Origin of the sequence: Levilactobacillus spicheri DSM 15429 (genome assembly GCF_001435095.1) — a bacterium.
In the GTDB taxonomy this organism is placed as follows: domain Bacteria; phylum Bacillota; class Bacilli; order Lactobacillales; family Lactobacillaceae; genus Levilactobacillus; species Levilactobacillus spicheri.
On record NZ_AZFC01000012.1, the window covers coordinates 83,136 to 106,969 of the forward strand.

Sequence of the window (23,834 nt, forward strand, 5' to 3'; positions counted from 1 at the left end):
CTTGCAGAGTTTGGAGAATTTACAAAAAGTCCTCATCATCGGGAGCGGACCGACCGAGATCGGTCACGAGACCGAGTTGGATAGTGCGACCGTCCAGATTCTGACCGGCTTTAAAAAGCACGGTGTGCGGACGCTCGTCATCGACAACAACCCGTTCTCCGTCGCCCTCGAAGAGATTCAACCAACGAATATGTACATCCAGGCCGTCACCACGGCCAACGTCCGCCACATCCTGGAGAAGGACCAACCGGACGCCTTGCTCGCCACCCTGGGCGGGCTGCAAGGGATTCGAATCGCCCAGGAACTCCTGGAAAATGGGGACCTGGGCCGCTACGGGGTCCGGCTATTGGGGATGCCCGCCACGACTTTGCGCCAGATCAATAACCCGGCGGCACTGAATGCCACCTTGAAGGACATTCACGAACCGGTCATCGAGGCGCAGGTCGTCCAGACCGCCGACGAGGCCCTGGGCCTGGTCGAGGCGATCGGCTTCCCACTGATCGTGAAGCCGGTGGCCCCGCGGGTGGATACTAACCGGACCATCTGTGAAAACGTCGACGAGATGCTGACGGCCCTGAATCAGGGGTTCCAGCAGTCCCGCTTCGACCAATGCACCCTCGAGCGCAGCGTGGTGGGGTACAAGGAAATTGAAATGGTCGCGTTGCGCGACGTGGCCGACACGGAGATCCTGATCGGGGGCCTCGAAGACGTTGACCCCATCGGGATCCACTCCGGTGACTCGATCGCGGTGACGCCGCCGCAAACGCTGACCGACCGCGAATACCAAGACCTGCGAGACGCCACCTTCCGCATGGCGAGCGAGTTGGGCATCGTGGGGGTCCTCCACGTGAACTTCGCGTTGAACCCGGCCAACCAGCACTTCTACGTGACCAAGGTCGCCCCGTACTTTACCCGGGGCGTCACCCTGGCCGCCCGGACCGTGGGGTACCCGATCTCTCTGGTCACCGGTGCCTTACTGCTTGGACAACGGCTGGTGGACGTCAAGCTGCCGAGCGCCTTTACCAAGCAGACCGCCATCATGGAGCCGACCAACGACCACGTGAGCGTGCGTATCCCGCTCTGGCCGTTCCAGGAGGTCCCCGACGCTGACCAGCACCTCAATACGGTGATGAAGGCCGTGGGCTCGACCATCGGCATCGGCCGGTCGGTCGAGGAGGCCATGTTAAAGTCCGTCCGGAGCTCGCAATTTTCGCCCCGGGACGTCCTACCGTCGGTGAGTCAACTGACCGACGGCGAAATGATCAGCCAGCTGATTCATCCGCTGGCCAACCGCATTTTGGTCCTGATCGAAGCGCTGCGGCGCGGTTACTCGCCGGAAGAACTCAGTGAATTGACCAAGATCGACCCGTTCTACTTCGTGAAGCTGCAGCATCTGCTGACGATCGAACGGGAGATCATGGACAATCCGCGGGACGTCGACACCCTGCGGCGGGCCCGGTACTATGGCTTTGGGGACGGGATGATCGCCCGTATCTGGCAGACCGATACCGCCACCATCCGCCAACTATCCGCTCAGGCCCAGATTCAACCGACCTATAAAATGATCGAACCCACCGCCGGCGAATTTCCGGAAGACCTCAGCGGTTATTACAGCACCTTTGAATACGAAAACGAAAGTCAGCCACTCGGCGACCGGACCGCGCTGGTCCTGGGCCGCGGTGGTAACCAGTTGGGGCCCAACTCGGCGGCGGAGTACTTCACCACCGAGATGCTCAAGCAACTCAAGCGCGCCGGATACCACACGATCCTAATGAACACTAACCCCAACGCGATTGGGGTGGCGCCTGAGTTCTCCGACAAGCAGTACGTCGACCCAATTCAACTGGGGGACGTCTTGAACGTGATTCACGTGGAGCACCCGGACATCGTCATCGTTCCGGGGAACCGGCACTACCTGACCCGCGAGCTCAAGAAGTTGCCCCTGAACCTCCACGTCCTACCACCGGACCAGGAGACCGGGGAACCGGCCCCCAAGGAAGCCACGATTGGGGTCAGCCTGTTCGTCCATCGGCAGCAAAAGATCGCCGTGGGGGTCATGGACATGATCGCCCCGGGGATGAACAAGGCCCTGTCCCAGGTGACCGCCTTTCGGATGCCCGCCGAACTGCCTAAGGCCAAGCGGGTCAACTTGGTCGAGCTGGCCAAACAAGCGGTCAGTGAGCGCCAGGTCACCGGCATGGTCCAGGTCCTGTTCGCACCGAAGGGGGACACCAAGCAGCTGGAAGTCGTGGGCGTCCGGCCGACCCGGTTGACCGAGATGGCCTTCCTCAGTAAAGTCACCGGGATCAACTGGGTCCGCATGCTGACGCGACAACACATCGGTACGCTGGACGACGCCGAACTGGCGAAGATCTCCGTCGACATCAACAGTACCCGGGTGGCGTTGATGAACGCGGCCTTTCCGTTCCGGCAACTCCACGTCTTGAACCGGCCGGGCTCAACCGATCAAGAGGTGGGGGCGACCATTGCCTTTGGCTCCAGCGAGGCGTTGACGCTGACCAACCTCAGCGATACCGCCGAACTCGACCAGATCATCAACCGCACGATTTAACGCCGCCGGTTTAGAACCAGCGGCGGTTGGTTGCCGCCATTGAACGCAACCGGTCGTCGTTTCAACACCGTTTGACAAGGGACTTGGGGCTAATTTTATCCCGAGTCCTTTTTTCAATCGTTTCGCCACTTTAAAAATATTTGGTAATACCAAAAAGGCGCCAACTCAGCATTTGTCGAGTTGGCGCCTTTTTATTTGTAGAACACAAGTTTAACGATTATTCGCGGCCAATTGGTCGACCAACGCGCTTTCGGGCGTCACGAACACGGTCTTCTGACCGGTAAAGATGACGAACCCGGGCTTGGCACCATTGGGCTTATGAATCCGCTTGACCGGCACGTAGTCCACCGGCACGGTACTCGATTCCCGCGCCTTACTGAAGTAGGCCGCGAGGTTGGCCGCCTCTAAGATGGTCTGCTCGCTGGGGTCGGCCGCGTGCACGATCACGTGGGACCCCGGCATGTCCTTCACGTGCAGCCAGATGTCCGTCCGCTTAGCGGTGTGCAGGGTCAACTTGTCGTTTTGCAGGTTGTTCTTCCCCACGGAGATCAGCGTGCCGTCACTGGCCGTAAACCGGTCGGGCTGGCTGATCTTTTGCTTCCGCTGCTTCTTGGCCTTCTTCTGGTGATCGTGATCGCGCAGGTAGCCGCCTTCTTGCAGTTCGAGCTTGATGTCGATCAAGTCCTTCGGGGCGGCCAGCTCGATCTGGGCCATGATGTTGTCGAAGTAGTCGACGTTGGCCTGGGTCTGTTGGATCTGTTCCGTCACGTAACTCACGGCGTTCTTGGCCTTCTGGTAGCGTTTAAAGTACTTTTGCGCGTTCTGATTGGGAGAGAGCTGGTTCGAGAGCGCAATCTTCAACGGCTTTTCGTTGTCGTAAAAGTTGGGCAGGGTCACCGAGGTATCCCCCCGGGTCAGCTGGTACAGGTAGGTGGTCAGCACCTCGCCCTTGATCCGGTACTCGTCGGCGTTCTCGGTGTCCGCCAGGGTCCGCTGAAGCTTCTTAAGCTTGTTGCGGTTCTTCTTGAGCTCGTTGCGCACCACGTGGATCAGAACGCTGCCTTGCTGCTGGACCCGGTCCCGTTCGGCCTTGTCCTGGTAGTAGGTGTCGAGTAAGCCACTCAGCGTCGTTGCCGGTTGCGTTTTCCCGTCCGTCGGATACGGAAAGGCCGTGAAGCTGGTCTTGCCCTTGGGCGAAATGGTCAACGTTGGCTGGGGCTCATCGAAGCCCGCAAAGAACGCCTGGAAATGGTGGGCCGCGTCACCGGGTTGGTGCAGGGCGGCCGCCAGCGCACTGGCGGTATCCTTGCCCAGCCCCTGATACTGTTGCTGCAGCGCGTGTGCCAAGACGTCGCGGTTCGGGTAGTCCCGAATCGTGTCCGTCAGGTCCTCCCGGGGCCCCTGGAAGGGGTCGTCGAGGTCCTGCTTGGGGGGCGTGATGTACAGGGCTCCGGGCAACAGCAGCCGGTAGCGGTTTTGGTCAGACCCCACGTGCTTGATGGCGTCGAGGATCTTGCCACTCTGCTGGTCGACCAGAATCACGTTACTGTGCCGCGCCATGATCTCGATGATCAGGTGGAGTTCCTGCTGATCACCCAGCTCGTTGCGGGCGGTGAAGTGCAGGTGGACGACCCGGTCGTTCGCCGCCTGGGTCACGTCCTTGAGGATGGCGCCCTGGAGGTACTTCCGGAGAATCATGGTGAAATTAGTGGGGACCGGCGGATTCACGTAAGGAATCTGGGTCTCTTGAATCCGCGCGTACGTCGGGTTCGCCGATAACAGAATCGGGTGGTTGTGCCCGTTGGCCCGGATGGTCAGCACCACTTCGTTCGCGTAGGGCTGGTTGATCTTGCTGACCCGCCCGGTCGCGACCGTTTGGCTGAGCTCATGAACCATCGCATGGGTAAAGGAACCGTCAAAGGACATCTTCGTCACACCTTTCGTTTAAATCTTATTTATTCGGAAAAAGTCAACACAAAGCCAATTATAACGGTAATAGTTGGGTTGTGCAAAGAACTTTCCTCGCGTTTTTAGGTCCCAAAAATGTCATGAAATTGTGGCTTGTGACGGGCAAGGGTACCGTTGTATAATGCAACTAAAGGAGTGAGGTTGCCATGAAATCAAGTTTAGCAGCGTTACTAACGGTCACCAAGGCCCAACAGGTGCTTCTCAAGCAACTGACCCGGGAGCACCAGTTAACGGTGGCCGAGTGGCAGTTACTCGACCAGATTGGTGAGGGGGCCAACACCCAGGAAGCCTTGGCAGAGGTCACCCGGTTAGACACCTCGACCCTCAGCCGGCAGCTCAAGGGCCTGGTCGCCAAAGACCTGGTCGCGAAGCAAGCCGTGGGGCGCGATAAGCGTCAGCTGATCTACACCATCACCACCTCGGGGAAAGCCACGGCGGAGGCCATGAACACCGCGTTCGAGGGCTTGTCCGATCAGGTCTTCGAACACTGGTCTGCCGACGAACGGAATTTGCTACAGATCCTCTTGAATCGTTTAGCCAAAAGCATGGACCGGCAACGTAACTTGACGGCCAAATAATCAGTAAGGAGTGACGTATTATCTCGCAACGCTTAGTTGTCATTTCATTAGACGCGATGGGCAGTCGTGACCTGGATGAACACCTCGACGAGCTGCCGAATCTGCGGCGGCTGGTCGTGACCGGCACCCGGGTCCGCCAAGTGCGGGGCATCTACCCGACCCTGACGTACCCATCGCACACCACCATCATCACGGGGCAGTATCCCCGCGAACACGGTATCGTGAACAATACCAAACGTCAATCCCAACGCCCATCGCCCGACTGGTACTGGTACCAGCGTGACGTCCAGGTGCCGACCCTGTACGACCTGGTCCGGCAACAGCACCAGAAGACCGCGGCCTTTCTCTGGCCGGTCACGGCGGGAAGTCGCATCAGCTACAATCTGGCCGAGATCTTCCCGAACCGCATCTGGACCAATCAGGTCTTGGTCTCCTTGAAGGCCAGCAGTCCGGCCTTCCTGTTGCGGATGAACCAGAAGTACGGACACCTGCGCCGGGGCATCCAACAGCCCGAGCTGGATAACTTTATCACCGCCTGTGCCGTCGATACGTTGACCCATAAACGGCCCCAGTTGACCCTGATTCACCTGGTCGACATGGACAGCATGCGGCACCGTTACGGGGTGCGCTCCGACGAAGCCATGGCGGCCCTGAAGCGCCTCGATGAGCGGGTCGGTCAACTGATCGACGCGACCATCGCGGCGGGGACCTTCGGCGAGACCAACTTCGCCATTTTGGGGGACCACTACCAGATCAACGTCGACCACATGATCCACCTCAACCAGGCCTTCGCCGACCGCGGCTGGCTCACGCCGACCAAGGAGGGGACCGTCAAGCCGGACTGGCACGTCTGGGCCAAGTCCTGTGACGGCTGTACCTACGTGTACACCCGCAACTTTGCGGACACGAAGCGCCTGCACGACTTGCTGACGCAGACCGAGGGGGTCGAACGCGTGCTGACCGGCCAAGAAGCCGCCGACCGGGGGGCCGACCCGACCTGTCAGTGGCTGGTCGAGGCGCAAGCCGGGTACTACTTTACCGACGAGACGCACCGGCCCGCGGTGGTCGAAGCCGTCGATCCGGCAAGTCTGGGTCAACCGGACCGGTACCACGGGGTCCACGGTTACGACCCGGACAAGCCGGGGTACACCACCACGCTGGTCTTAGCGGGACCGGCCATCAAGGGTGGGCACACCATCGAGCACGCCGACCTCATCGACGAGGCGCCGACGTTTGCCAAGCTCTTAGGGGTCACGTTCCCCGAACCGTTGCCCGGACACGCATTGTTGGAGGCCTTTAAGTAGATGAAGTTAACGAAAGAACAGTGGAGTTGGGTCTTTTATGACTGGGCCAACTCCGGATACGGCATCATCGTCACCACCGCCGTCTTGCCGATCTACTTCAAGACGGTCGCCCAGGCCAGCGGCGTCACCGCCGCGAACGCCACGGCCTTCTGGGGATACGCCAACAGCGTCGGCACCTTGCTGGTCGCCTTACTGGCCCCGTTCTTAGGGGCCCTGGCGGATTATCAGGGGTTCAAGAAACGCCTGCTGGTAGCCTTTACCACGCTGGGCATGGTCATGACCCTGGGGTTAGCGCTGCTCCCCAGCAGTCAGTGGCAGTGGCTCTTAGTCATCTACGTCCTGTCGGTCCTCGGCTATTCGGGCGGGAACCTCTTCTACGACAGCTTCCTGACCGACGTGAGCGGGGACGCGCAGATGGACCGCATCTCCAGCGTGGGGTACGGCTTCGGCTATCTCGGCGGCGTCATCGCCTTCATCCTCTTCATGGTCCTCGAGTTCACCAACGGCTTCGGGCGCCTGTCGAGCCTGGCCGTGGCGCGCTGGGGTTTCGTACTGGCCGCCGTCTGGTGGGTCATCTTCTTCGTGCCGATCGTGAAAAACGTCCACCAGCGCCACGCCCTGACCAGTCCCGGCGCACCATTGCGTCAAAGCTGGTCGCGGGTCTGGCAGACCATCGCGCACCTGCGCCAACACAAATACTTAGCCTGGTTCTTACTGGCCTACTTCTGTTACATCGACGGGGTCGACACCATCTTCACCATGGCGACCTCCATCGGACTCGATATCGGCATCACCAGCACGACGTTGATCATGGTGCTGCTGGTCGTCCAACTGGTGGCGTTCCCGTTCTCCATTCTCTACGGCTGGCTGGCCAGCAAGACCAGCGCCCGCACCGGGATCCTACTAGCCATCGTGGTGTACTTACTGATCTGCTTGGACGCCTTACGCCTCCACACGGTCACCGATTTTTGGGTCTTGGCCGTATTGGTTGGGACCAGTCAAGGGGGGATTCAGGCCCTTTCTCGGTCCTACTTCGGTCGCATCGTTCCCAAGGACCGGTCCAGTGAATTCTTTGGTTTCTACAACATCTTGGGCAAGTTCTCCGCCGTTTTGGGACCCATCCTGGTCGGGGTGGTCACCCAGCTGACGGGTCAATCCCGAATCGGTGCGGCTTCGCTGGCCATTCTGTTTGTCCTGGGGTTGGTTATTTTTGGAGCGCTTCCAAAGGATGCCGCGGACAATTCCTAGTGGTTCCGGGGTTTTTATGGTATTCTAGTGGGTACAACGAAAGATAAAAAGTGGGTGTAATACATGAAGATTGCTGTGGTCACCGATAGTACCAGCTATTTGTCCGCAGAAGAAGTCGAACGATACCATATCCATGTCGTTCCCATTCCGGTGATCATTGATGGTCGCTCCTATGACGAAGGCGTTGATATTTCGACGGGCGAATTCTACGATTGGCTGCGTAACTCCAAGTCGTTTCCAAGCACCTCTCAGCCACCACTGGGGGAGATGATCAACCTCTACAACCAGTTAGCTGATGAGGGGTACGACACGGTGATTAGTATCCATCTGGCCAGCACCATTTCTGGGTTTGTTAACCAGTTGAAGAACATTGCGCCGACCATTGAAAATATTCGGGTCATCCCGTATGACTCGCAAATTACGGTAAAACTAATGGGCTACCTGGCCATCGAGGCCTCCCGGATGGCCGACAAGGGCGCCACGCCCGAAGAGATCATTGCCCGGCTGGACGACTTACGGTCGACTATCGGGGAATACTTCGTGGTGGACGACCTGCAGAACCTGGTCCGCGGGGGCCGGCTGTCCAACGCCTCGGCCTTCATCGGCAGTGTCCTGCGCATCAAGCCGCTCCTGACGTTTGACGACGACACGCACGAGATCGTGGCCTTCGAGAAGGTCCGGTCCCGCAAGAAGGCGCTGGCCCGGGTGGAACAGCTCTTCGTGGAGGCCCAAGCCAAGGTGGACTACCCGTTGCGGGCGTTGATCATCGACGCCAACGACGAGGAGGGTGGTCAGGCCTGGGCGGACAAAATTGCCGCCCAGTACCCGGACATTCCGATCGAGCGGTCCTACTTCGGACCCGTGATTGGGGCGCACCTGGGCGAAAAGGCCCTGGCCTTAGCCTGGTTAAAGGACTTCGACCGCGCTTAAAGCTCAAACGCACGACGCGTCATCACTGGAAAGAGGTTTCCGGTGGTGACGCGTCTTTTTTGACCGCGGGTAAGCTGTCCGGACTGGTCCCCAATAGGCCGAACCATTCGGCGGGTCGGTCTAATTCACTGGGGAAAAGTTAGGCGAAACGGTGTACAAATCTAACGAGTGTGGTAAGGTGGTTATTGTAATTAAATTTACGGAGTAGGCAATCAGGCGTCAAGTGCCGGTGGAACGCAATGTGAACACCGGACGAAGGGCAAGTGGCCCGCGATCTGATTACCGCATTGGCCGCAGGAATGTGGGCAACTCCCTTAGGAGATGTCGAAATTGAAGACGATGGCAAGAACCCAGCTCCCGAAGCTGGACACGTTGAGTATGGTGACGATGGGATTACTGATGGCGGTGCAACTGGTCTTGAGCCGGTTCACGATTGGCAATCAGTTTATCCGGTTGAGTTTCACCTTTCTGGTAGTCGCGCTGATTGCCCGGTGGTTCGGTCCCTGGTGGGGCATGCTGACCGCGGCGGTCGTGGATATCGTGGGCACGCTGTTGACGGGGAATCCGTACTTTGTCGGGTTTACCGTCTCCGCCGTCTTGGGCTCGCTGATCTACGCGCTGTTCTTGTATCAGCACCCCGTCAGCTGGCCACGGCTGATCATCGCACAGGTGCTGATCGCCTTACTGGTCAACACGGTCCTGAACACGCTGTGGCTGACCATCATGTACCAGACGCCATTCTGGGCGTTACTGCCGATGCGCCTCTTGAAACAGGCCATCGTTTCGCCGATTCAAATCGTGTTGCTGTACCTCTTGTTTAAGAGCCACGTGACGCAAACGATTTACCACCGGCTGACCCGTTAATGAGTAACCAGGGTTTGGGACCACGGTCCCGGGCCCTTTTTTAATGCCTTGGCCGGTGACCCACCGGACCTTAACGGGCAACCAGCACCACCACGTTAAATACCAATCATTTGCCCGGTTAACCGAGGCCAGTAAGCTTACCGACCTTAATTTTTTTTAGCGTTCGGGCGGGGAGGCTTGTCTTTCGGCCGAAACTCCGTTATAACAACGTTAGGATTAACATTATGGGAGTTTGATTTCAGGGGGATATTCATGAAACGCTTAATGCAACTCTACTATCGATATAAAGACGTCCTGGCCTACCTGATTTTCGGGGGGCTGACCACCTTAGTCAACCTGGTGGTCTTCTTCGTGACTGTCACGCTGGGGGGCTGGAACTACCAAGTCGGCAACGTTTTGGCCTGGTTCCTCTCCGTCCTCTTTGCCTACGTGACCAACCGCGTGTGGGTCTTCCACTCCCATTTCACGACACTGCGCGCCCTGGGGCAAGAAACGTTCCGCTTCTTCTCCGCCCGGGCCGCCACGCTGGTGCTCGACGTTGGCATCATGTGGATCGGGGTCTCACTCCTGCAACAAAATGAGATGCTGACGAAACTAGTCGATCAAGTGGTCGTGGTGGTTGCCAACTACTTCTTCAGTAAATGGTTTGTGTTCACGAAATCTAAGGCGGCAGCCAAAGAGTAATCCAGTCGGTCCGGGCTTTGTGCTCGGGCCTTTTTAATTGCCCGGCCACCAAACGAACCATTGCGCCCGCGGCCCAAGTGGCCTACAGTGAGACCAGACCACTTATCTGAGGAGGAATGACTTTGCAATCAGTTACGTTGAATAACGGCGTTCAGATGCCCCAGGAGGGCTTCGGCGTCTATCAGATTCACGACGCCGCCACCTGTCAGCAGGCCGTCCTGAGCGCGCTTGAGGCCGGGTACCGGTCCATCGACACCGCCCAAGCTTACGGCAACGAGGCCGCGGTCGGGGCGGCCTTACAGCAGAGTTCCGTGGACCGGCACGACATCTTTTTGACCAGTAAGATCTGGCTGTCGAATTACGGGTACGAAGCGGCCAAGGCGTCCATCGACGAGTCCCTCAAGAAGCTGCAAACCGACTACCTCGACTTGATGCTGCTCCACCAGCCGTACTGCGACGTCTACGGCGCCTACCGCGCGCTGGAGGAAGCCTACGATGCCGGTAAGATTCGCGCCATCGGGGTCTCTAACTTCTACCCGGACCGCTTGGTGGACCTGGCACTGAACGCGCGCATCGTGCCAGCTGTCAACCAGGTCGAGACCCACGTCTTTGACCAGCAAGTCGCCGCCACGCAGGTCATGGCCAAGTACGGGGTGCAGATTGAAGCCTGGGCGCCACTGGCAGAAGGGGCCCACGACCTCTTTACCCAGCCGGTCCTGACGCGTATCGGGCGGGCTCACCAGAAGACGGCGGCCCAAGTCGCCTTACGCTACCTGCTGCAGCGCGGCGTGGTCATCATTCCCAAGTCCACCCACGCCGACCGGATCGCCGAGAACCTGGCTATCTGGGACTTCACGTTATCACCTACAGAACTGGACCAGATTCGGGCGCTGGATACCGGCAAGAGCGTCTTCTTAGACCACCGGGATCCCGCCACGGTCGAGGAGTTCGTGGGGCCGCGCCAAGCTAACAACCACTATTAAAATAGACGTGCCCAGCGGTGGTCGCCACTGGGCACGTCTATTTAGGTGTTCTTAACTTGCTTGCGAAGGGGCCAGCTTGCGTTGATGCGTCGCGTGGACGTGCTGGTAAATGGCGACGATGAGGCCGCCGACCAGAATGCCCGCGGCGTTGGCCAGCACGTCGTTGATGTCGCTGCTGCGATTGATCAACCAGTGATGGGACAAGACGTACTGGGCCGTCTCAATCGTGCCCCCGACGAAGAGGCCGAACAATCCCACGTCCAGCAACGATAAGCGGGGCAGGAGCCACTTGATCAGCAGCCCCAGGGGTAACGTCAACACAATGTTTTCCATAAAGCCGAGGTTGAACACGTCCAGTTGGGTCAGGTTCACGCGCCCGACGCCCACCGGCATGATGTACAACGACGTGCCGTCAAAGGACAGTGGCGTAAAGACGATGGCACTTAAGCCGGTTAAGTAGGCTAAGGTCACCAGGGCCAGCCAGCGGTGCCGACGATTCGTCATGGTCATGCCAATCATCAAGCCGCTCAGACTCGCCACTAATAAGATGAGTAATAAGGGTTCCCAGCGCATCTAACCACCTCCACGGTATTTTTGTTAATCAGCGGGTAACTTTTAACATGGCTTCAGCATACCGCCATTCCGCGGTGAGGGGAACCCATCCCCACCCGGCTTAACCGTTTCTTGGGGCCTTTAGGAAAAACGCAAGGTTGTGTTCAAATAATCGTCACATTTGTTTAGGGCTCACGCGAACGGGATGGAAAAGAGCCTGGGACTTTTGTCCCAGGCTCTCATGCTGCATCAAGCAGCGGATTTTTTAGTATGCGTCGCGGCGGGCGTGGTCAGGTTCACGTCAAAGACCTTGAGGAAAAAGGCCACTAACGGGACCCCCACGATCAACCCCCAGGCACCAAAGATCTGTTCGCTGACGATCAGGGTGATGAAGGTCACGAAGATCGGCAGGTTGGTGGCGTTGGCCATCAGCCGGGGATGCAGGAAGTACGATTCGAACATGTGAATCAATGCGACCAGCACGAGAACCTCGACCAACCGGAGCAGCCCCCCGGTCACAAAGGCGATGATCCCCAACGGAATCAAGGAGATCAGCACCCCGGCGACCGGAATCAGCCCCAAGAAGAAGACCATGATGCCCAGAATCAGCAGGCTCGGCATCTTCAGAAGCCACAGGCCAAACACCATCAGGATCGTGTTGATGGTGCAGATCAGTAGTTGCGTTTCAATCACGGTCCCGAAGATCTGCACGAAGGTCGCAATCAGCTGGCCCATCGGCACGAACAGCTTGGCAAAGCGGCTCAGCGTAAACGCGTGCACGAAGCGCTGTAGTTGCGGCTTGGTCAGGTTAAAGATGAAGCTGAAGAAGAAGGCCAACACGATGGTCTCGACCCCGGAGCTCAACCGGGACAGCTTGCCGATACCGGACGTGAAGATGGCCTTGCCATTGCTGACGACGGACGCATTCTGCGACAGGTTGGTCATCAGCTTCTTGGCGGAGCTTTCAAGTTGCGGGTAGGTCTGAATCAGGCGTTCCACCGTGTGGGGCAGGTTCGAGGCCTCACTGACCAGTGGCGGGATGATCTGGGCAAAGGCCGCGACCAAGATGCCCAAAAAGACTAGGTAGACCAGTAACGTCATCAGCCCGTGCGGCAGGGGCAAGCGGCGTTCCAATCCCCCGATGGCCGCGTTTCCCAGGTAAATAAAAATAATCGTAAACAACGCTAGGGACAAAAAGCCGCGGGCGAACCAAGCCAGGATGATCAGAATGACCAGCGCTAAGTAGTACGCCGTGAGTGGATTTTGCCAGAGTCGTTTTAAACTCGCTAACATAAAGAACCTCCCCAAAAGAATGTTATATTCAGTCTACGCTAGGTCCATCCGCTTGTAAAATGGTTAAAGACTTCGATAACGGGTGCCGATGTTCTAAGCGTGTTCTTTAATGCTGATTAGCATTGCCGCGGATGTAAGCGCTATAATTAACCTATCCAAACCAAAGGAGTGATGATAGATGCGTGGCGTTATTTATGAAGGGATTCATGATATTCAGGTTAAAGAACTTCCTATTCCGCGTGCTGGTGAACATGATATTGTAATTCAAGTCATGCGAAACGGCATTTGTGGTTCCGATTTGCATGCATATAATCTCGGTGGGGATGAAATTGGTATTCTTAAAGGGGCGGCTATCGGCCACGAATTTGTTGGCGTTGTCACAGAAGTTGGCACTGCCGTTACCGATATTGTGACGGGAGATCACGTTTTCGTTAATCCTAGTTTGGCAAAGGGCAGTACTAGTCAACTAGCAATGGCGGGTGGCCTATCACAGTACAACTTAATTCAGGACGCTCGTTTGAACTGGAATGTCTTCAAGTTACCCAAGAGTTTGAGCTTTGACCGGGCTGTCGTCACCGAGCCCTACGCCGTCGGTATCCATGGAAAAAACTTGCTCCATCCTCAGGCCGGTCAAAACTTCGTTGTATTCGGTGCTGGTCCGGTTGGCTTAGCTAGTGCCTCTGGACTGTTGGAACAAAACATTCCGGACGTTGTTGTTATTGACATTGATGATCAACGGTTAGCCTTTGCTAAAAAGCTGGGCGCTCACGTCATCAATCCCAAATCCGAGGATTTACATACCGCCTTAATTAAACGATTTGGAACGGGTCACGGTCTTATGGATAATGATCGGGTCAACGTTGATGCCTATATTGACTGTGTGGGAATCCCAGAATACATGACTGACTTTATCAATTGGGGAAAGTTTGGAGCTAAATTTGTGGTCGTTGCTTTAGGCGCAAGTCCAGTAACCTATAAGCCACAATTTCTGGCAATGAACGAGCTGAGCTTTATCGGTTCCGCTATTTACACCGCAACCGATATTAAAGAAGCTATTCAAAACATCTCAAAACCAAGCAATCATTTTCCTGAAATAGTTTCAGCTCACTATCCGCTTGAAAAGGCCCAAGAAGCGTTTGAGCGGGCCAATACGGACAAAGAGGCCGTTAAAGTCATCATTGATGTTAATGATTAATGAATATCAAAAAGAGCAATGTTGTTGGCTAGAAAACTGAATACATTCCCAGCAACCAATGCCTCTTGATTGAATTTAAAAACTCCCCACCATTGCAAAGGTAGGGAGTTTTTGATTAATTAGCGGTTAGCGATTGCTCCAAATATGCTGTTAATTCTTGGCGTAGCTTAGCATGTTTCGCTGGTTGATAGGCTGTTGCGGAATCTTGCCAGCTAGCCGGTGGATATTGCCAAACTGGCATTTTACGACGTTGGTCCGGTTCCCAAGCATACCGGGGAAAGATATGGGCGTGGAGAAAGTCATCCGTGTTTCCCAAAATATCATAATTGATTCGCTGAGCATGGCAAACGGCAAGTTGGGCATCGCCCACTAGTGCCATGCTGGTGAGAAAGTCCGCCCGTTCCGAGAATGACAACTCATTTAACGACCCCACGACTCTTTTGGGCAATAACACACAATAGCCCGGTAGAAATTGAACATCACCCATGGCCACAAACCCACCGGGAAGTTCCGTCATCACCATCGGGTTCGTGCCCGCCATGGCACTTTCAATCCGGTAAACTCGCCAATTCAATGCCTTATTCACCTCGTACTTCACCCGTTTTCACGCTGCCCCACCAGTTGGGGAAGATTTCGCCTAACGTCACGGTTTTCCGTTGCGCGTAATCAACCATGATCTCCGTCTGGGCGTTGTTCGCGGAGAATTCCATCAGGGTTTCCCGGCAAACGCCGCAGGGCATGCCGCCCATACCGGTGGGGGCGGCATCCCGAAAGGCAATAATCCGCTGGACCTCGGTCTCACCACTGGTGGTGTACATGTTCAAGAGGGCGACCCGTTCGGCGCATAAGTTCAGGGTCCCGCATAGGCCTTCAATACAAAAGCCCGTGTAGATGGCGCCAGACTTGCTTTGCAGGGCACAAACCACGTTGTGTGCATAAATGAACGCATTCACTTCTTCCGGGTGGTACAGGGGCTTGGCGGCGGTATACAGTTGTTCCCAAATATCCATATGTCAGTTCTCCTTAAGGGGTAATGTTTTTTTCTAACCGGTACAGGCCCTCGGCATCCGGCTGGGTCTGGGGATGCTTGAGATGGTACCCGAACCGTTCGTAGAAGGGCCGGGCGGTAATCGACGCCGGAATCTCGATACGCCGGGCCCGTTGCGCGTAATCGTCGTGTTCCAACGTGGTGATGATCAACCGACCAATACCGCGTCCCTGATAGGCCGGGGCGACAAAAATTGAGAAGAAACTCATTTCAGTCGTGCTGCCCCAATACGGGCCAATTGCGCCGGTCCCGACAATTTGGTCGTGATCACAGAAAACGTAAAAATGGGTGTGCTGGGCGCGCTGGCTAAAGGCGGCCGGCGTCAATCGGTGAATCAACCGATCCAAGTAGTCCGATGAATAGTCTGCGGCATTCGTCGTCCGTAACGTCTGAGCGACCAGTGCCGCTACCGCAGGCGCATCGGCGGGTTGAAACCGACGAATCGTGATTGTCATAAGCAACCTCCTTCAAAATAAATAAATTTTAATCGTTTTCTAATTCTATCTTAATTTTAATAATCGCACAAGGCCACCTGAATCAGTACTGTAGAAAGTTGGCAATCTGGTGGCCCCTATAGGCGGGGGGTTCCGGCATGTCCGCCCGTAGCCAAGTGATGGATATGTTGATCACGGTTCCGAAAAGAAGGCAACGTAGCAGGCCCGTCGTAACGGACCGGTCACCGGGAGGCGTTGGTGGAGGCAACGGTTCCGATAGCCAACCCTTAAGGCCTTACCTGATACCCCCAGATGGGACGTCCGTTTTTTTGACTTATGATTGTCAAACCTCACTGATGAGGGGAGAATAGACCTATTCCATTCTTTTGAGTTCATCATTTTTGGCAAACAGGACAGACACCTGTCGTGTTTCACTTGTTAGACTAAATCGTTGTAAGGAGTTTGTTCATGAAATTAGAAAGATTGATTGGGATCTTAGCGGTGCTACTCCAGGAAAAACACGTGACTGCACCGCAACTGGCCCAAAAATTCGAAGTGTCTCGTCGAACCATCAACCGTGACATCGTGGCCTTGGCACAGGCTGGCATTCCGCTTTACACCACACAAGGTGTTGGCGGGGGCATTCAAATCATGGATGATTACCGCCTGGACCGGACCGCGCTGACCTCCCGCGATATGCAAAGTATCTTGACTGGCTTGCGTAGTCTGGACAGTGTCAGTGGCAGCCATCATTATCGTCAATTGATGGAGAAGCTCCAGTCAGGGTCGTCCGACTTTGTAAGTGGACGGGACTACATGCTGATTGACTTGGCGTCCTGGTACAAACGAACGTTGGTACCCAAAATGGCCAGTCTTCAGGCCGCCATCGAGGGGCATCATCCGCTGACTTTCAACTACACGTCGCAACATGGCGATAGTGTCAAAGTGGTTGAGCCGTATTACCTGGTCTTCAAGTGGTCCAGCTGGTATCTGTGGGCATGGCGAAAAAGTGACCAAGCCTGGCGGTTATACAAAGTCAACCGCATGGGTCAACCAACCGCCGCAACCACAACTTTCACGCCACGACCGGTCCTGGATCCGACCACGGTATTGACCCACATCACGACCAACACCGTTCAGGTTCGAGCGCTCTTTACGGCGGCTGTGAAGTGGCGGGTCGTTGAAGAATTTGGTCCTGAACAAGTGACGTTACAGGCAGATGGCCGTTGGTTGCTGGTCGGTGGTTATAGTGACCTTGAGCACCTGATTCAGTGGCTACTAACGTTTGGTTCCCAGGCTGAGGTTTTAGAACCAGTCGCCGCACGTCAGGCCTTATACCAACAAGCCCAAGCACTGATGGCACTTTACCGGCCAACCGACTAAAGCACTCGCAAGCTACGGGCATGATTTCACTGGCACTCCTTACATCCATCGATTGATTATCCCAAAGGAGTTCTCGTTTAATGCCTAAAAATGATCTCAGACACGACCACATGCCGCAACTGGTCCTTCGACTAGCGCTGCCGACCATGTTGGCCCAATTTGTCAATGTTCTCTACAGTATCGTGGACCGGATGTTTATCGGCCACATTCCCCATCTGGGCACCGCGGCTTTAGCTGGTGTTGGCGTGTGTGGTCCCATCATTGCCGTTTTATATTCGTTTGCCTACTTGATTGGTCAGGGGGGCACTCCGCTAATGGCAATGGCCCTGGGGGCGAAAAAGTCTGGCGAAGCCACCGCCATTCTAAGTACCTGCTACCGCCTGCTTTTACTGTTAGGCGGCATCTTAACCGTTCTTTTTTGGGGTTGGGAGCGTCACTTTCTCTGGTGGTTCGGTGTGAGCGCCCGCACGTTGCCATACGCCATGACGTTTTTAACAATCTATATTGGCGGCACCACATTTGCGCTACTCTCCGGTGGCCTGAACAGCTTTCTGATTGCTCAGGGGCGGGCTGGTTTAGGTGTGGGAACCGTCCTGATTGGTGCACTGCTCAACGTCTCACTGGACCCGATCCTAATTTTCTGTCTCGGTTGGGGTGTAGCCGGAGCGGCCATTTCCACCGTCATTTCTCAGGTAGTCTCCAGCGGTTTTGCCATCTACTGCTTACGGCACCTCGATTTACCGGTGACCCTTACTTGGGGCCGTTGGCGTCCCGACCTCTGTCGCCAGATTCTCACGTTAGGTCTGGCCCCGTTTTTGACGTATGCGCTAGATAGCAGTCTGCTCATTTTACTCAACGCAACCCTCCAACGAACGGGCGGACCGGGAGAAGGTGACCTGTTGGTGACCTGTGCGACCATTGTACAAAGTTACATGCTCCTGATTACATCTCCACTTAGCGGCATCACGTTAGGGTGTCAGGGCATCGTTAGCTTTAATCTGGGCGCACGCAATGCCCCCCGGGTGCGGCAAGCATTGTGGTGGGTCTACCTAGTATGCTTGGGGTTCTGTACCATAATGGGTCTGATCACGTTACTGGCAACGCCGTTATTTACTCATCTATTTACCACCGATCCGACGATTCTGCACCGCAGTGTCCCATATATTAAGCTTTATTCAGCCGGGGTCCTTTGTATGGCGGCTCAGTGGACGGTGACCGATATGGGAACGGCCTTGGGAAAGATGAAAATGGCGTTGACCTGTTCTCTGATTCGTAAGGGAATTTACGTGCTGGGCGTGCTAGGGCTGCCCAGACTGATTCGTCCGGATGCTGCATTTGCCGCGCAACCCCTGTGTGATGTTGTGGCATCGGTCGTATCGTTACTTGTTTTTTGGCAGGTGGTTCCACGCCTGCTGAAACAACCGGGGGTAAACGGGACTGGAGCTAGTAAACAAGTTAGTATTTAGCATTATTAACTTTTTGAAGGATCACTGTCTAGTGAACTGGGCGGTGGCCTTTTGGCTTGAATTCTAACATTTTCAGGAAGTTTTTCCCTATGACTATCAGACTAAGTTTCAGACCAAACTGGCAGTTGAACGTCAAATGGGACATCAAATTATTTTATGCTGTACCACGACCAACGCCCACTATCTGGTCATGAACGATGGCCATCTCGTCGCGCTTCAACGAATCACATCCGCGATGGTCGTGTCACTGGGGACGTGCCTGGCCGAATTTTACGCAAGGGTTCAGCCATTTTCGGGAATCAAATGGCAACGGCATCCGTTCGAACGACTACAGACAACCATTGACCAGCTTACTGACCTCAGCTTCCGCCAATGTGCCGAAGAAATACTAACCAACGTTGCTCAGTTTCATTTGTAATTCGGTATCATGCGCGTGTCTTCTCAGAGGAGTGCAACTTTCCCCGACAATCTAAAATTCTTTACATGATTTTGACAAATTCCCCGCTTTCCCGTAACATGAATCCTCAGAAATGAGGTGACGACACATGGACTATTTTCAAATCCTGGTGTGTGTAGCCGTAGACGGTCAAGGACGTTTTTCCCCAAATTCTTAAACTTATAGGAGAAAAGCATCATGAAAAACGTCCAAAAACAACAACCATCCTTACTGCTACTGATTGTCTTAGTGGGATTTCCCCAAATCAGTGAATCCATCTTTACCCCCATCTTACCGGCGCTCAGTCGGGCCATGCACGTGACGGCGGGGCACAGCCAGCTGACCATGAGCTGGTACTTCATCGCCTTTGCCCTCGGCGTGCTTCTCTGGGGCCAGTTCGCCGACGCGTATGGCCGCCGTCCCGCAATGCTCGGTGGCTTAGCCATTTACTTGCTGGGAAATCTCGGGTTGCTCCTGAGTCCTAGCTTTAGCTGGCTACTCGGCGCCCGGTTAGTTCAGGCCTTCGGTGCCAGTGCCGGGTCCGTGGTGACCCAGACCATCATGCGGGAAAGCTTCACCGGAATCCGCGGGGCGCAGGTCTTCGCCCGCGTCAGTGCGGCCCTCGCCCTGTCACCGGCCCTAGGACCGCTGATCGGTGGGGCGGTGCAGACCCACTTCGGGTACCGCAACGTCTTCTCCGTACTGGTGATGCTGGCCGTGGCCTGCCTGTTGTACGCGGGAACCCGGCTTCCCGAGACCCGACCGGCAACGGTCCGCGTGGCCAGCTGGGCGCAACAACGCCAGGTGGTCGGTCGCCTGATTCGGGACCCCGGTGTGTGGGTTTATGGCTTGTTAATTAGTGGTATCAATGGTCTTTTGTTTAGTTATTACGCCGAAGCACCGTTTATCTTTGAAACGCACTTCGGTTTCTCCGCCGTGGCATACGGCAGCCTGGGCCTCCTGCTGGCGGCCGCCAGTCTGGGCGGGGCGCTCTTGGTTAACTGGTTGGTCACGTTCTGGGCGCCCACGACCGTTGCACGTAACGGTCTTTGGCTCAGCGTTGCGGCCGCCGGGGGACTGGTCGTCGCCGCGACGTTCCACCAGCTGGTGGGGATGCTGATAGGCATCTTCCTGGTTTTCTTGGGGCTCAACATCACCTTGCCCAACGCGCTCAACCGGGCGTTGATCGGGTATGAGGCGGTGATGGGCAGCGCCAGCGGCTGGTTCAGCTTGGCTTATTACCTGGCCGTCAGTGCGCTGACCTACCTGATGAGCTGGTTGCATCACGGCAGCATCACCACCTTGCCCTGGTACATGTTCGGGGTGACCCTGGTGATGGCTCTGGCTTACGGGTGGCTAGGGTACCACCAAGCGCATCACTAAAAAATGATGAAACGACCGGTTTGCGGATAGAATTCCGTGAGCCGGTCGTTTTTCTATGCACATTATCTTCGAGAACTAGGTAACGGCGTTTTAAGTTTAGTCGGCTTACCGGCCACGTGCGACCGTCGCCAGATAGATACCGCCAGGTCATCGAAGTAGCAGGGGACGGCTAGCCCTAAGAAGGCGACGGGGTAGATGAGGTGGTTAAGCAGCACCAGGCTGAGCAGGGCCACTAAGATCACGGTTAAACTGACAAGCGTTAACGTATCACGCATTGAGCATCCCTCCAAACATTGGTATATCCTGATGATAATCGGAATTATGCCCCGTTTCACGGGGGACCAAGTGAGGAGTGTCTGAGGGATTCTCAGAAAGAAGCCGCAAAATATAAAAAAGTTTGTGAGCTAATTAACCAGCCGTTCACGATTAACGGTGTACAATTCAATTGTGGTAATTAATCATCAGTTTGATTACCTCGTACTATCTGTCCTTAACATGGACAGATAATTAGCATTTTAATATAATTCCGCAAAGAAGGTGATAAAAGCTGATGACCAATTCATTTGTTTAATTTAATGCGACCTGTTCAATTTAGAGAGAAAGTAGGTATCTCCAGTTCACCCTGAACAGTGTCGTTATTCCGAACTGGAGCACAAAATATTGACACATAAATCAATACTGGCTTTGTTAGCCATTTCCTTAGGGTTGATTAGTCCTTTAACGGCCAAAGCCGCAAACACTGCTAGCTCTTCAAGCTCTACAGATTCATCAGACAGCACTCAAACCCAGAGAACAGCATCCATTGAAGTTTTACCAGGAACTCTCAGTTTCAATAGCGATACCGCTAGTGACATATCCTTTGGAAGCCTTAATGTCAAGAATCTAACTAAACTAGACAAACTATCTACTAACCCACAACGTTTCAGCACCGGGGCTACGAAAAATCTTGTGATTGATAATTATTTAGGAACCGGTGATCAGTGGTCTGTGTATGCGAAGTTGAGTTCGTTTACGGATGGCACTAAACAACACACAATGTTTGGAACCATGACTATTTCCCCTAATACTAATGGTCAAAAGGATGAATCGGGCATTGACTTAAATTCTGGGAAAACAGTTCAATTGAACTTTGGAGAAAAAGAAAGTGACGACATTCCTATCTACTCAGCAACAGCCGACCATGGAATGGGTAAGGTAACTCTACCGATTAACTATCAACTTAATGTGACTCAAGCGAAGTATAAAGGAACGTATACGGCGAAACTAACCTACACTTTCACTAAAACACCAACTACTGCAGTTGGCTCATAAACTGTCTAGTATTGCACCATCCCTCCACAGAGATCCGCTTTAACATAACCTAAAGCGGATCTTTCATTTATAAAAGGAGTTGATTTTTCTGTTATTTTTCCAATTTACTAGATATTGGTTTCTGGGACTTCTTGCCGTCAGCCTTGGATTACTGTTTACTATTCCGGCCCAGGCTAAAATGGCAAGTTACACCGTTAGCCCCGTACTCCCAGCCGATAATGCGCCCAAAACCGGATTCTTTCAGTTTAAGATCAAACCGAAAGAGCGGCGCGCATTACCCCTTAATATCACGAATCAAGATTCATCACCCGCAACTTATGTCATAACACCTCATATTGCTAGTACTAATTCCAGTGGAACTATCGATTATACACACGATAACCATAGTCCCCAACTTCCGGCTCAGGCAGCACAACTTTTTCGCCCCGTACACGCGCAACGAGTGACCGTTAGTCCACATGCTACGAAACGGGTAACCGTAAAATTGACAGCTCCCGCAAAATCTTTTAACGGTATTATCTTAGCAGCCCTTGAGATTCATCAAGCAGGGAAAAGGTCGCCAGTTCAACATTCTAACCAACCCCAGGTAACCATCGCAACCGCTTTTACCATTGGGGTCATCTTCTACAACCACATTCCCCATAACGTTCTCGATAGTCAGTTGGACATTAAACGGGCTAGCTACCATGCCGCGTATGGTCAACCGACCGTAGCCATGACGATTAATAATCGTACGCCGAACATCGTCGCTGATGGACAGCTAACAGCTACTTTAACAGATCAAAAGGGGCATACCACCCAGCATCTTCGTCAAGCGCACCTATTAATGGCTCCGCAAAATCAGTTTGACCTCAATCTAAAATTAAATGACCGTGAATTAGCGGCTGGTCACTATACGCTGGATGGAAAATTAACGACACGCGGTGGTGTGATACATCCCTTTCGCCTATCCATGATAGTAACGCCTCAAATGGCTTCCCGGGTTCATCAGAAGATTCCAGCCAAGACCTCTTCACCAACTAATTGGGCATTAAAAGTAGTACTCGGGATTCTCATCTTAACGACCTGTATGCTAGGTGGATTGGTCGTTCATTTATGGAAAAAGCAACGTATTCAAGTCGTTCCACGTGAATAAAGGAAAACCATTTCTGAAAGGAGGAGGACCATGCGTCATCATCTAGCCCTTAAGTTTCTGATTATGATTAGTGTTTGCGTCATCATGGGAAGCATACCTAATCGTGCTGTGGGTGCGACCACAACGGAGCCGTCCATCACTCGAGGTTGGACGGATATTTTCACCTCAATTAGAAAGCTTCTGAATAGGCTGAATCCGCTTGCCCAAAAACAAATCAAGAACGAACTAGAAAAAGCTAAAAATGATGGGAATGCTGAAAAAATAAATCAAATTAATCAAGCTGCTAAGGGTGAAGCTGAACGGGAAAAGAATCAGCAAGCCACTCACTACTTTGGCTTCGCTAGTGCACCTGGAAAACAAATCCAACAAACACCGGATTTTAAATTTAAATCCACCACTGTTACCTCAAAAGAGGTCAAACTCTCGAACATCCCCCAAACTGATTTTCTTTCGCAAAGAGATACCGAAGCAGTTTATTCGTCACCCATAGGAATCAGTAACTTTCGCAATCAACCCGTAAAATTCTCGCTTTACATGGATTTGAGTCCTTTCACAACTAGTGGCCCCACACCTCGTACACTTCCGGATGCCACTATGCACTTACAGCCGACATCGCCTGAAGGCCCATCGGGAGCAACGGCTTCCAAGTATAATCTCTCCGTGAATGGTCGAATTGCGTTAGCTAATCAGGTCAGTGTCCCGCCACAGAAAACTTGGACACTCAATCTCAATCAACCGACGCTCGAACTACCTCGTGTCATTTATGCCGGAGACTATCAAGCAACTATCACTTACACTATCGTACTCGCTCCCTAAGTCCCAAAAATCAAAAAGAGGGTGATAACGCAAGCAACTATCTTTGCGCTGTCATCCTTTTATGTTCGCTTAAAATCAATTCAGCACTATCGCGATAAAACCTCCGTCAGATAGCCATCGTACGTTGCTGGTTATCGGACAAGTCAGTGTGCACCTAAGACGACCTGATTTCACCTGATTAGTTGTAATCAGACGGTTTACAGTCAAACTGAAATTGTCTATAGTTTACCTATTAAGTTCGTTTTATTGAG

Annotated in this window: 22 protein-coding genes and 1 riboswitch; of the genes, 15 read left to right on the top strand and 7 right to left on the bottom strand. The window is 54.1% G+C overall.

Translation table 11 applies throughout. The annotated features are described in order from the left end of the window. The first annotated feature begins 1 nt into the window (after position 1). Positions 2–2,572, top strand: coding sequence for a carbamoyl phosphate synthase preATP-grasp domain-containing protein (locus FD37_RS03135; RefSeq protein ID WP_056963377.1), 2,571 nt, complete (start codon positions 2–4; stop codon positions 2,570–2,572). 210 nt (positions 2,573–2,782) lie between these two features. Here FD37_RS03135 and FD37_RS03140 read toward each other — a convergent pair whose 3' ends face one another. Continuing rightward, positions 2,783–4,498, bottom strand: a complete 1,716-nt coding sequence (locus tag FD37_RS03140; protein ID WP_045806545.1) for an NFACT RNA binding domain-containing protein — start codon at positions 4,496–4,498, stop codon at positions 2,783–2,785. Positions 4,499–4,686: 188 nt separating this feature from the next. On the opposite strand from FD37_RS03140, the gene FD37_RS03145 reads away from it, so the two are divergent. The 7 genes from FD37_RS03145 (at position 4,687) to FD37_RS03175 (ending at position 11,131) form a co-directional block, all read left to right on the top strand. After that, complete coding sequence (locus FD37_RS03145; protein WP_056963380.1) at positions 4,687–5,118, top strand: MarR family winged helix-turn-helix transcriptional regulator; 432 nt, start codon at positions 4,687–4,689, stop codon at positions 5,116–5,118. Positions 5,119–5,135: 17 nt separating this feature from the next. Then, a complete protein-coding gene (locus tag FD37_RS03150) occupies positions 5,136–6,422 on the top strand; it encodes an alkaline phosphatase family protein (RefSeq protein WP_147007651.1) in 1,287 nt (428 codons plus the stop codon). Continuing rightward, positions 6,423–7,670, top strand: a complete 1,248-nt coding sequence (locus FD37_RS03155) for an MFS transporter (RefSeq protein ID WP_056963382.1) — start codon at positions 6,423–6,425, stop codon at positions 7,668–7,670. It begins immediately after the preceding gene. 63 nt (positions 7,671–7,733) lie between these two features. Then, positions 7,734–8,600: a DegV family protein gene (locus FD37_RS03160; protein WP_045806541.1), complete on the top strand. Its 867-nt coding sequence runs from the start codon at positions 7,734–7,736 to the stop codon at positions 8,598–8,600. A gap of 198 nt (positions 8,601–8,798) precedes the next feature. After that, positions 8,799–8,896, top strand: a riboswitch (THF riboswitch). Positions 8,897–8,939: 43 nt separating this feature from the next. Continuing rightward, positions 8,940–9,464: a folate family ECF transporter S component gene (locus FD37_RS03165; protein ID WP_225436285.1), complete on the top strand. Its 525-nt coding sequence runs from the start codon at positions 8,940–8,942 to the stop codon at positions 9,462–9,464. 252 nt (positions 9,465–9,716) lie between these two features. Beyond that, positions 9,717–10,148, top strand: a complete 432-nt coding sequence (locus FD37_RS03170) for a GtrA family protein (protein WP_045806539.1) — start codon at positions 9,717–9,719, stop codon at positions 10,146–10,148. A 122-nt stretch (positions 10,149–10,270) separates the two neighbouring features. Next, entirely contained in the window at positions 10,271–11,131 is an 861-nt protein-coding gene (locus FD37_RS03175) for an aldo/keto reductase (RefSeq protein WP_056963386.1), read from the top strand. A 51-nt stretch (positions 11,132–11,182) separates the two neighbouring features. On the opposite strand, the gene FD37_RS03180 is transcribed toward FD37_RS03175, so the two are convergent. Next, a complete protein-coding gene (locus tag FD37_RS03180; RefSeq protein ID WP_045806537.1) occupies positions 11,183–11,704 on the bottom strand; it encodes a VanZ family protein in 522 nt (173 codons plus the stop codon). 228 nt (positions 11,705–11,932) lie between these two features. After that, positions 11,933–12,976: an AI-2E family transporter gene (locus FD37_RS03185; RefSeq protein ID WP_045806536.1), complete on the bottom strand. Its 1,044-nt coding sequence runs from the start codon at positions 12,974–12,976 to the stop codon at positions 11,933–11,935. A 178-nt stretch (positions 12,977–13,154) separates the two neighbouring features. Between FD37_RS03185 and FD37_RS03190 the strand changes: the two genes are divergently transcribed. Beyond that, positions 13,155–14,171 (top strand): zinc-dependent alcohol dehydrogenase, encoded by a 1,017-nt coding sequence (locus tag FD37_RS03190; protein ID WP_056963388.1) that lies wholly within the window; start codon positions 13,155–13,157, stop codon positions 14,169–14,171. 115 nt (positions 14,172–14,286) lie between these two features. Here FD37_RS03190 and FD37_RS03195 read toward each other — a convergent pair whose 3' ends face one another. The 3 genes from FD37_RS03195 to FD37_RS03205 are packed head-to-tail and all read right to left on the bottom strand — an operon-like array spanning position 14,287 to position 15,674. After that, positions 14,287–14,712, bottom strand: coding sequence for an HIT family protein (locus FD37_RS03195; RefSeq protein ID WP_056963510.1), 426 nt, complete (start codon positions 14,710–14,712; stop codon positions 14,287–14,289). 37 nt (positions 14,713–14,749) lie between these two features. Continuing rightward, positions 14,750–15,181, bottom strand: coding sequence for a cytidine deaminase family protein (locus FD37_RS03200; RefSeq protein ID WP_056963390.1), 432 nt, complete (start codon positions 15,179–15,181; stop codon positions 14,750–14,752). A gap of 13 nt (positions 15,182–15,194) precedes the next feature. Next, positions 15,195–15,674, bottom strand: a complete 480-nt coding sequence (locus FD37_RS03205) for a GNAT family N-acetyltransferase (RefSeq protein WP_056963392.1) — start codon at positions 15,672–15,674, stop codon at positions 15,195–15,197. 447 nt (positions 15,675–16,121) lie between these two features. Between FD37_RS03205 and FD37_RS03210 the strand changes: the two genes are divergently transcribed. From FD37_RS03210 to FD37_RS03220, 3 genes are all read left to right on the top strand, one after another. Beyond that, positions 16,122–17,036, top strand: coding sequence for a helix-turn-helix transcriptional regulator (locus FD37_RS03210; RefSeq protein ID WP_056963394.1), 915 nt, complete (start codon positions 16,122–16,124; stop codon positions 17,034–17,036). Between the two features lie 80 nt (positions 17,037–17,116). After that, on the top strand, positions 17,117–18,502 hold the full coding sequence (locus FD37_RS03215; protein WP_202813250.1) for an MATE family efflux transporter: 1,386 nt from the start codon (positions 17,117–17,119) through the stop codon (positions 18,500–18,502). Positions 18,503–19,136: 634 nt separating this feature from the next. Beyond that, the gene (locus tag FD37_RS03220) at positions 19,137–20,321 is read left to right on the top strand and encodes a multidrug effflux MFS transporter (protein WP_056963396.1); all 1,185 of its coding nucleotides are present in this window, start codon (positions 19,137–19,139) and stop codon (positions 20,319–20,321) included. Positions 20,322–20,383: 62 nt separating this feature from the next. Here FD37_RS03220 and FD37_RS03225 read toward each other — a convergent pair whose 3' ends face one another. Next, entirely contained in the window at positions 20,384–20,596 is a 213-nt protein-coding gene (locus FD37_RS03225; protein WP_056963397.1) for a hypothetical protein, read from the bottom strand. A gap of 385 nt (positions 20,597–20,981) precedes the next feature. On the opposite strand from FD37_RS03225, the gene FD37_RS12750 reads away from it, so the two are divergent. From FD37_RS12750 to FD37_RS03235, 3 genes are all read left to right on the top strand, one after another. Further along, positions 20,982–21,632, top strand: a complete 651-nt coding sequence (locus FD37_RS12750) for a WxL domain-containing protein (protein ID WP_162256109.1) — start codon at positions 20,982–20,984, stop codon at positions 21,630–21,632. Between the two features lie 79 nt (positions 21,633–21,711). Next, positions 21,712–22,767, top strand: a complete 1,056-nt coding sequence (locus FD37_RS03230; protein ID WP_056963399.1) for a DUF916 domain-containing protein — start codon at positions 21,712–21,714, stop codon at positions 22,765–22,767. A 30-nt stretch (positions 22,768–22,797) separates the two neighbouring features. After that, entirely contained in the window at positions 22,798–23,583 is a 786-nt protein-coding gene (locus tag FD37_RS03235) for a hypothetical protein (protein ID WP_056963401.1), read from the top strand. The last annotated feature ends 251 nt before the right edge of the window (positions 23,584–23,834 follow it).

Excerpts from the sequence above, each read along its gene's own strand:
- FD37_RS03140 (WP_045806545.1), bottom strand. The coding sequence starts at position 4,498 with ATGTCCTTTGACGGTTCCTTTACCCATGCGATGGTTCATGAGCTCAGC.
- FD37_RS03145 (WP_056963380.1), top strand. The coding sequence starts at position 4,687 with ATGAAATCAAGTTTAGCAGCGTTACTAACGGTCACCAAGGCCCAACAG.
- FD37_RS03155 (WP_056963382.1), top strand. The coding sequence starts at position 6,423 with ATGAAGTTAACGAAAGAACAGTGGAGTTGGGTCTTTTATGACTGGGCC.
- FD37_RS03160 (WP_045806541.1), top strand. The coding sequence starts at position 7,734 with ATGAAGATTGCTGTGGTCACCGATAGTACCAGCTATTTGTCCGCAGAA.
- FD37_RS03165 (WP_225436285.1), top strand. The coding sequence starts at position 8,940 with ATGGCAAGAACCCAGCTCCCGAAGCTGGACACGTTGAGTATGGTGACG.
- FD37_RS03170 (WP_045806539.1), top strand. The coding sequence starts at position 9,717 with ATGAAACGCTTAATGCAACTCTACTATCGATATAAAGACGTCCTGGCC.
- FD37_RS03180 (WP_045806537.1), bottom strand. The coding sequence starts at position 11,704 with ATGCGCTGGGAACCCTTATTACTCATCTTATTAGTGGCGAGTCTGAGC.
- FD37_RS03185 (WP_045806536.1), bottom strand. The coding sequence starts at position 12,976 with ATGTTAGCGAGTTTAAAACGACTCTGGCAAAATCCACTCACGGCGTAC.
- FD37_RS03190 (WP_056963388.1), top strand. The coding sequence starts at position 13,155 with ATGCGTGGCGTTATTTATGAAGGGATTCATGATATTCAGGTTAAAGAA.
- FD37_RS03195 (WP_056963510.1), bottom strand. The coding sequence starts at position 14,712 with ATGGCGGGCACGAACCCGATGGTGATGACGGAACTTCCCGGTGGGTTT.
- FD37_RS03200 (WP_056963390.1), bottom strand. The coding sequence starts at position 15,181 with ATGGATATTTGGGAACAACTGTATACCGCCGCCAAGCCCCTGTACCAC.
- FD37_RS03205 (WP_056963392.1), bottom strand. The coding sequence starts at position 15,674 with ATGACAATCACGATTCGTCGGTTTCAACCCGCCGATGCGCCTGCGGTA.
- FD37_RS03210 (WP_056963394.1), top strand. The coding sequence starts at position 16,122 with ATGAAATTAGAAAGATTGATTGGGATCTTAGCGGTGCTACTCCAGGAA.
- FD37_RS03215 (WP_202813250.1), top strand. The coding sequence starts at position 17,117 with ATGCCTAAAAATGATCTCAGACACGACCACATGCCGCAACTGGTCCTT.
- FD37_RS03220 (WP_056963396.1), top strand. The coding sequence starts at position 19,137 with ATGAAAAACGTCCAAAAACAACAACCATCCTTACTGCTACTGATTGTC.
- FD37_RS03225 (WP_056963397.1), bottom strand. The coding sequence starts at position 20,596 with ATGCGTGATACGTTAACGCTTGTCAGTTTAACCGTGATCTTAGTGGCC.
- FD37_RS03235 (WP_056963401.1), top strand. The coding sequence starts at position 22,798 with ATGCGTCATCATCTAGCCCTTAAGTTTCTGATTATGATTAGTGTTTGC.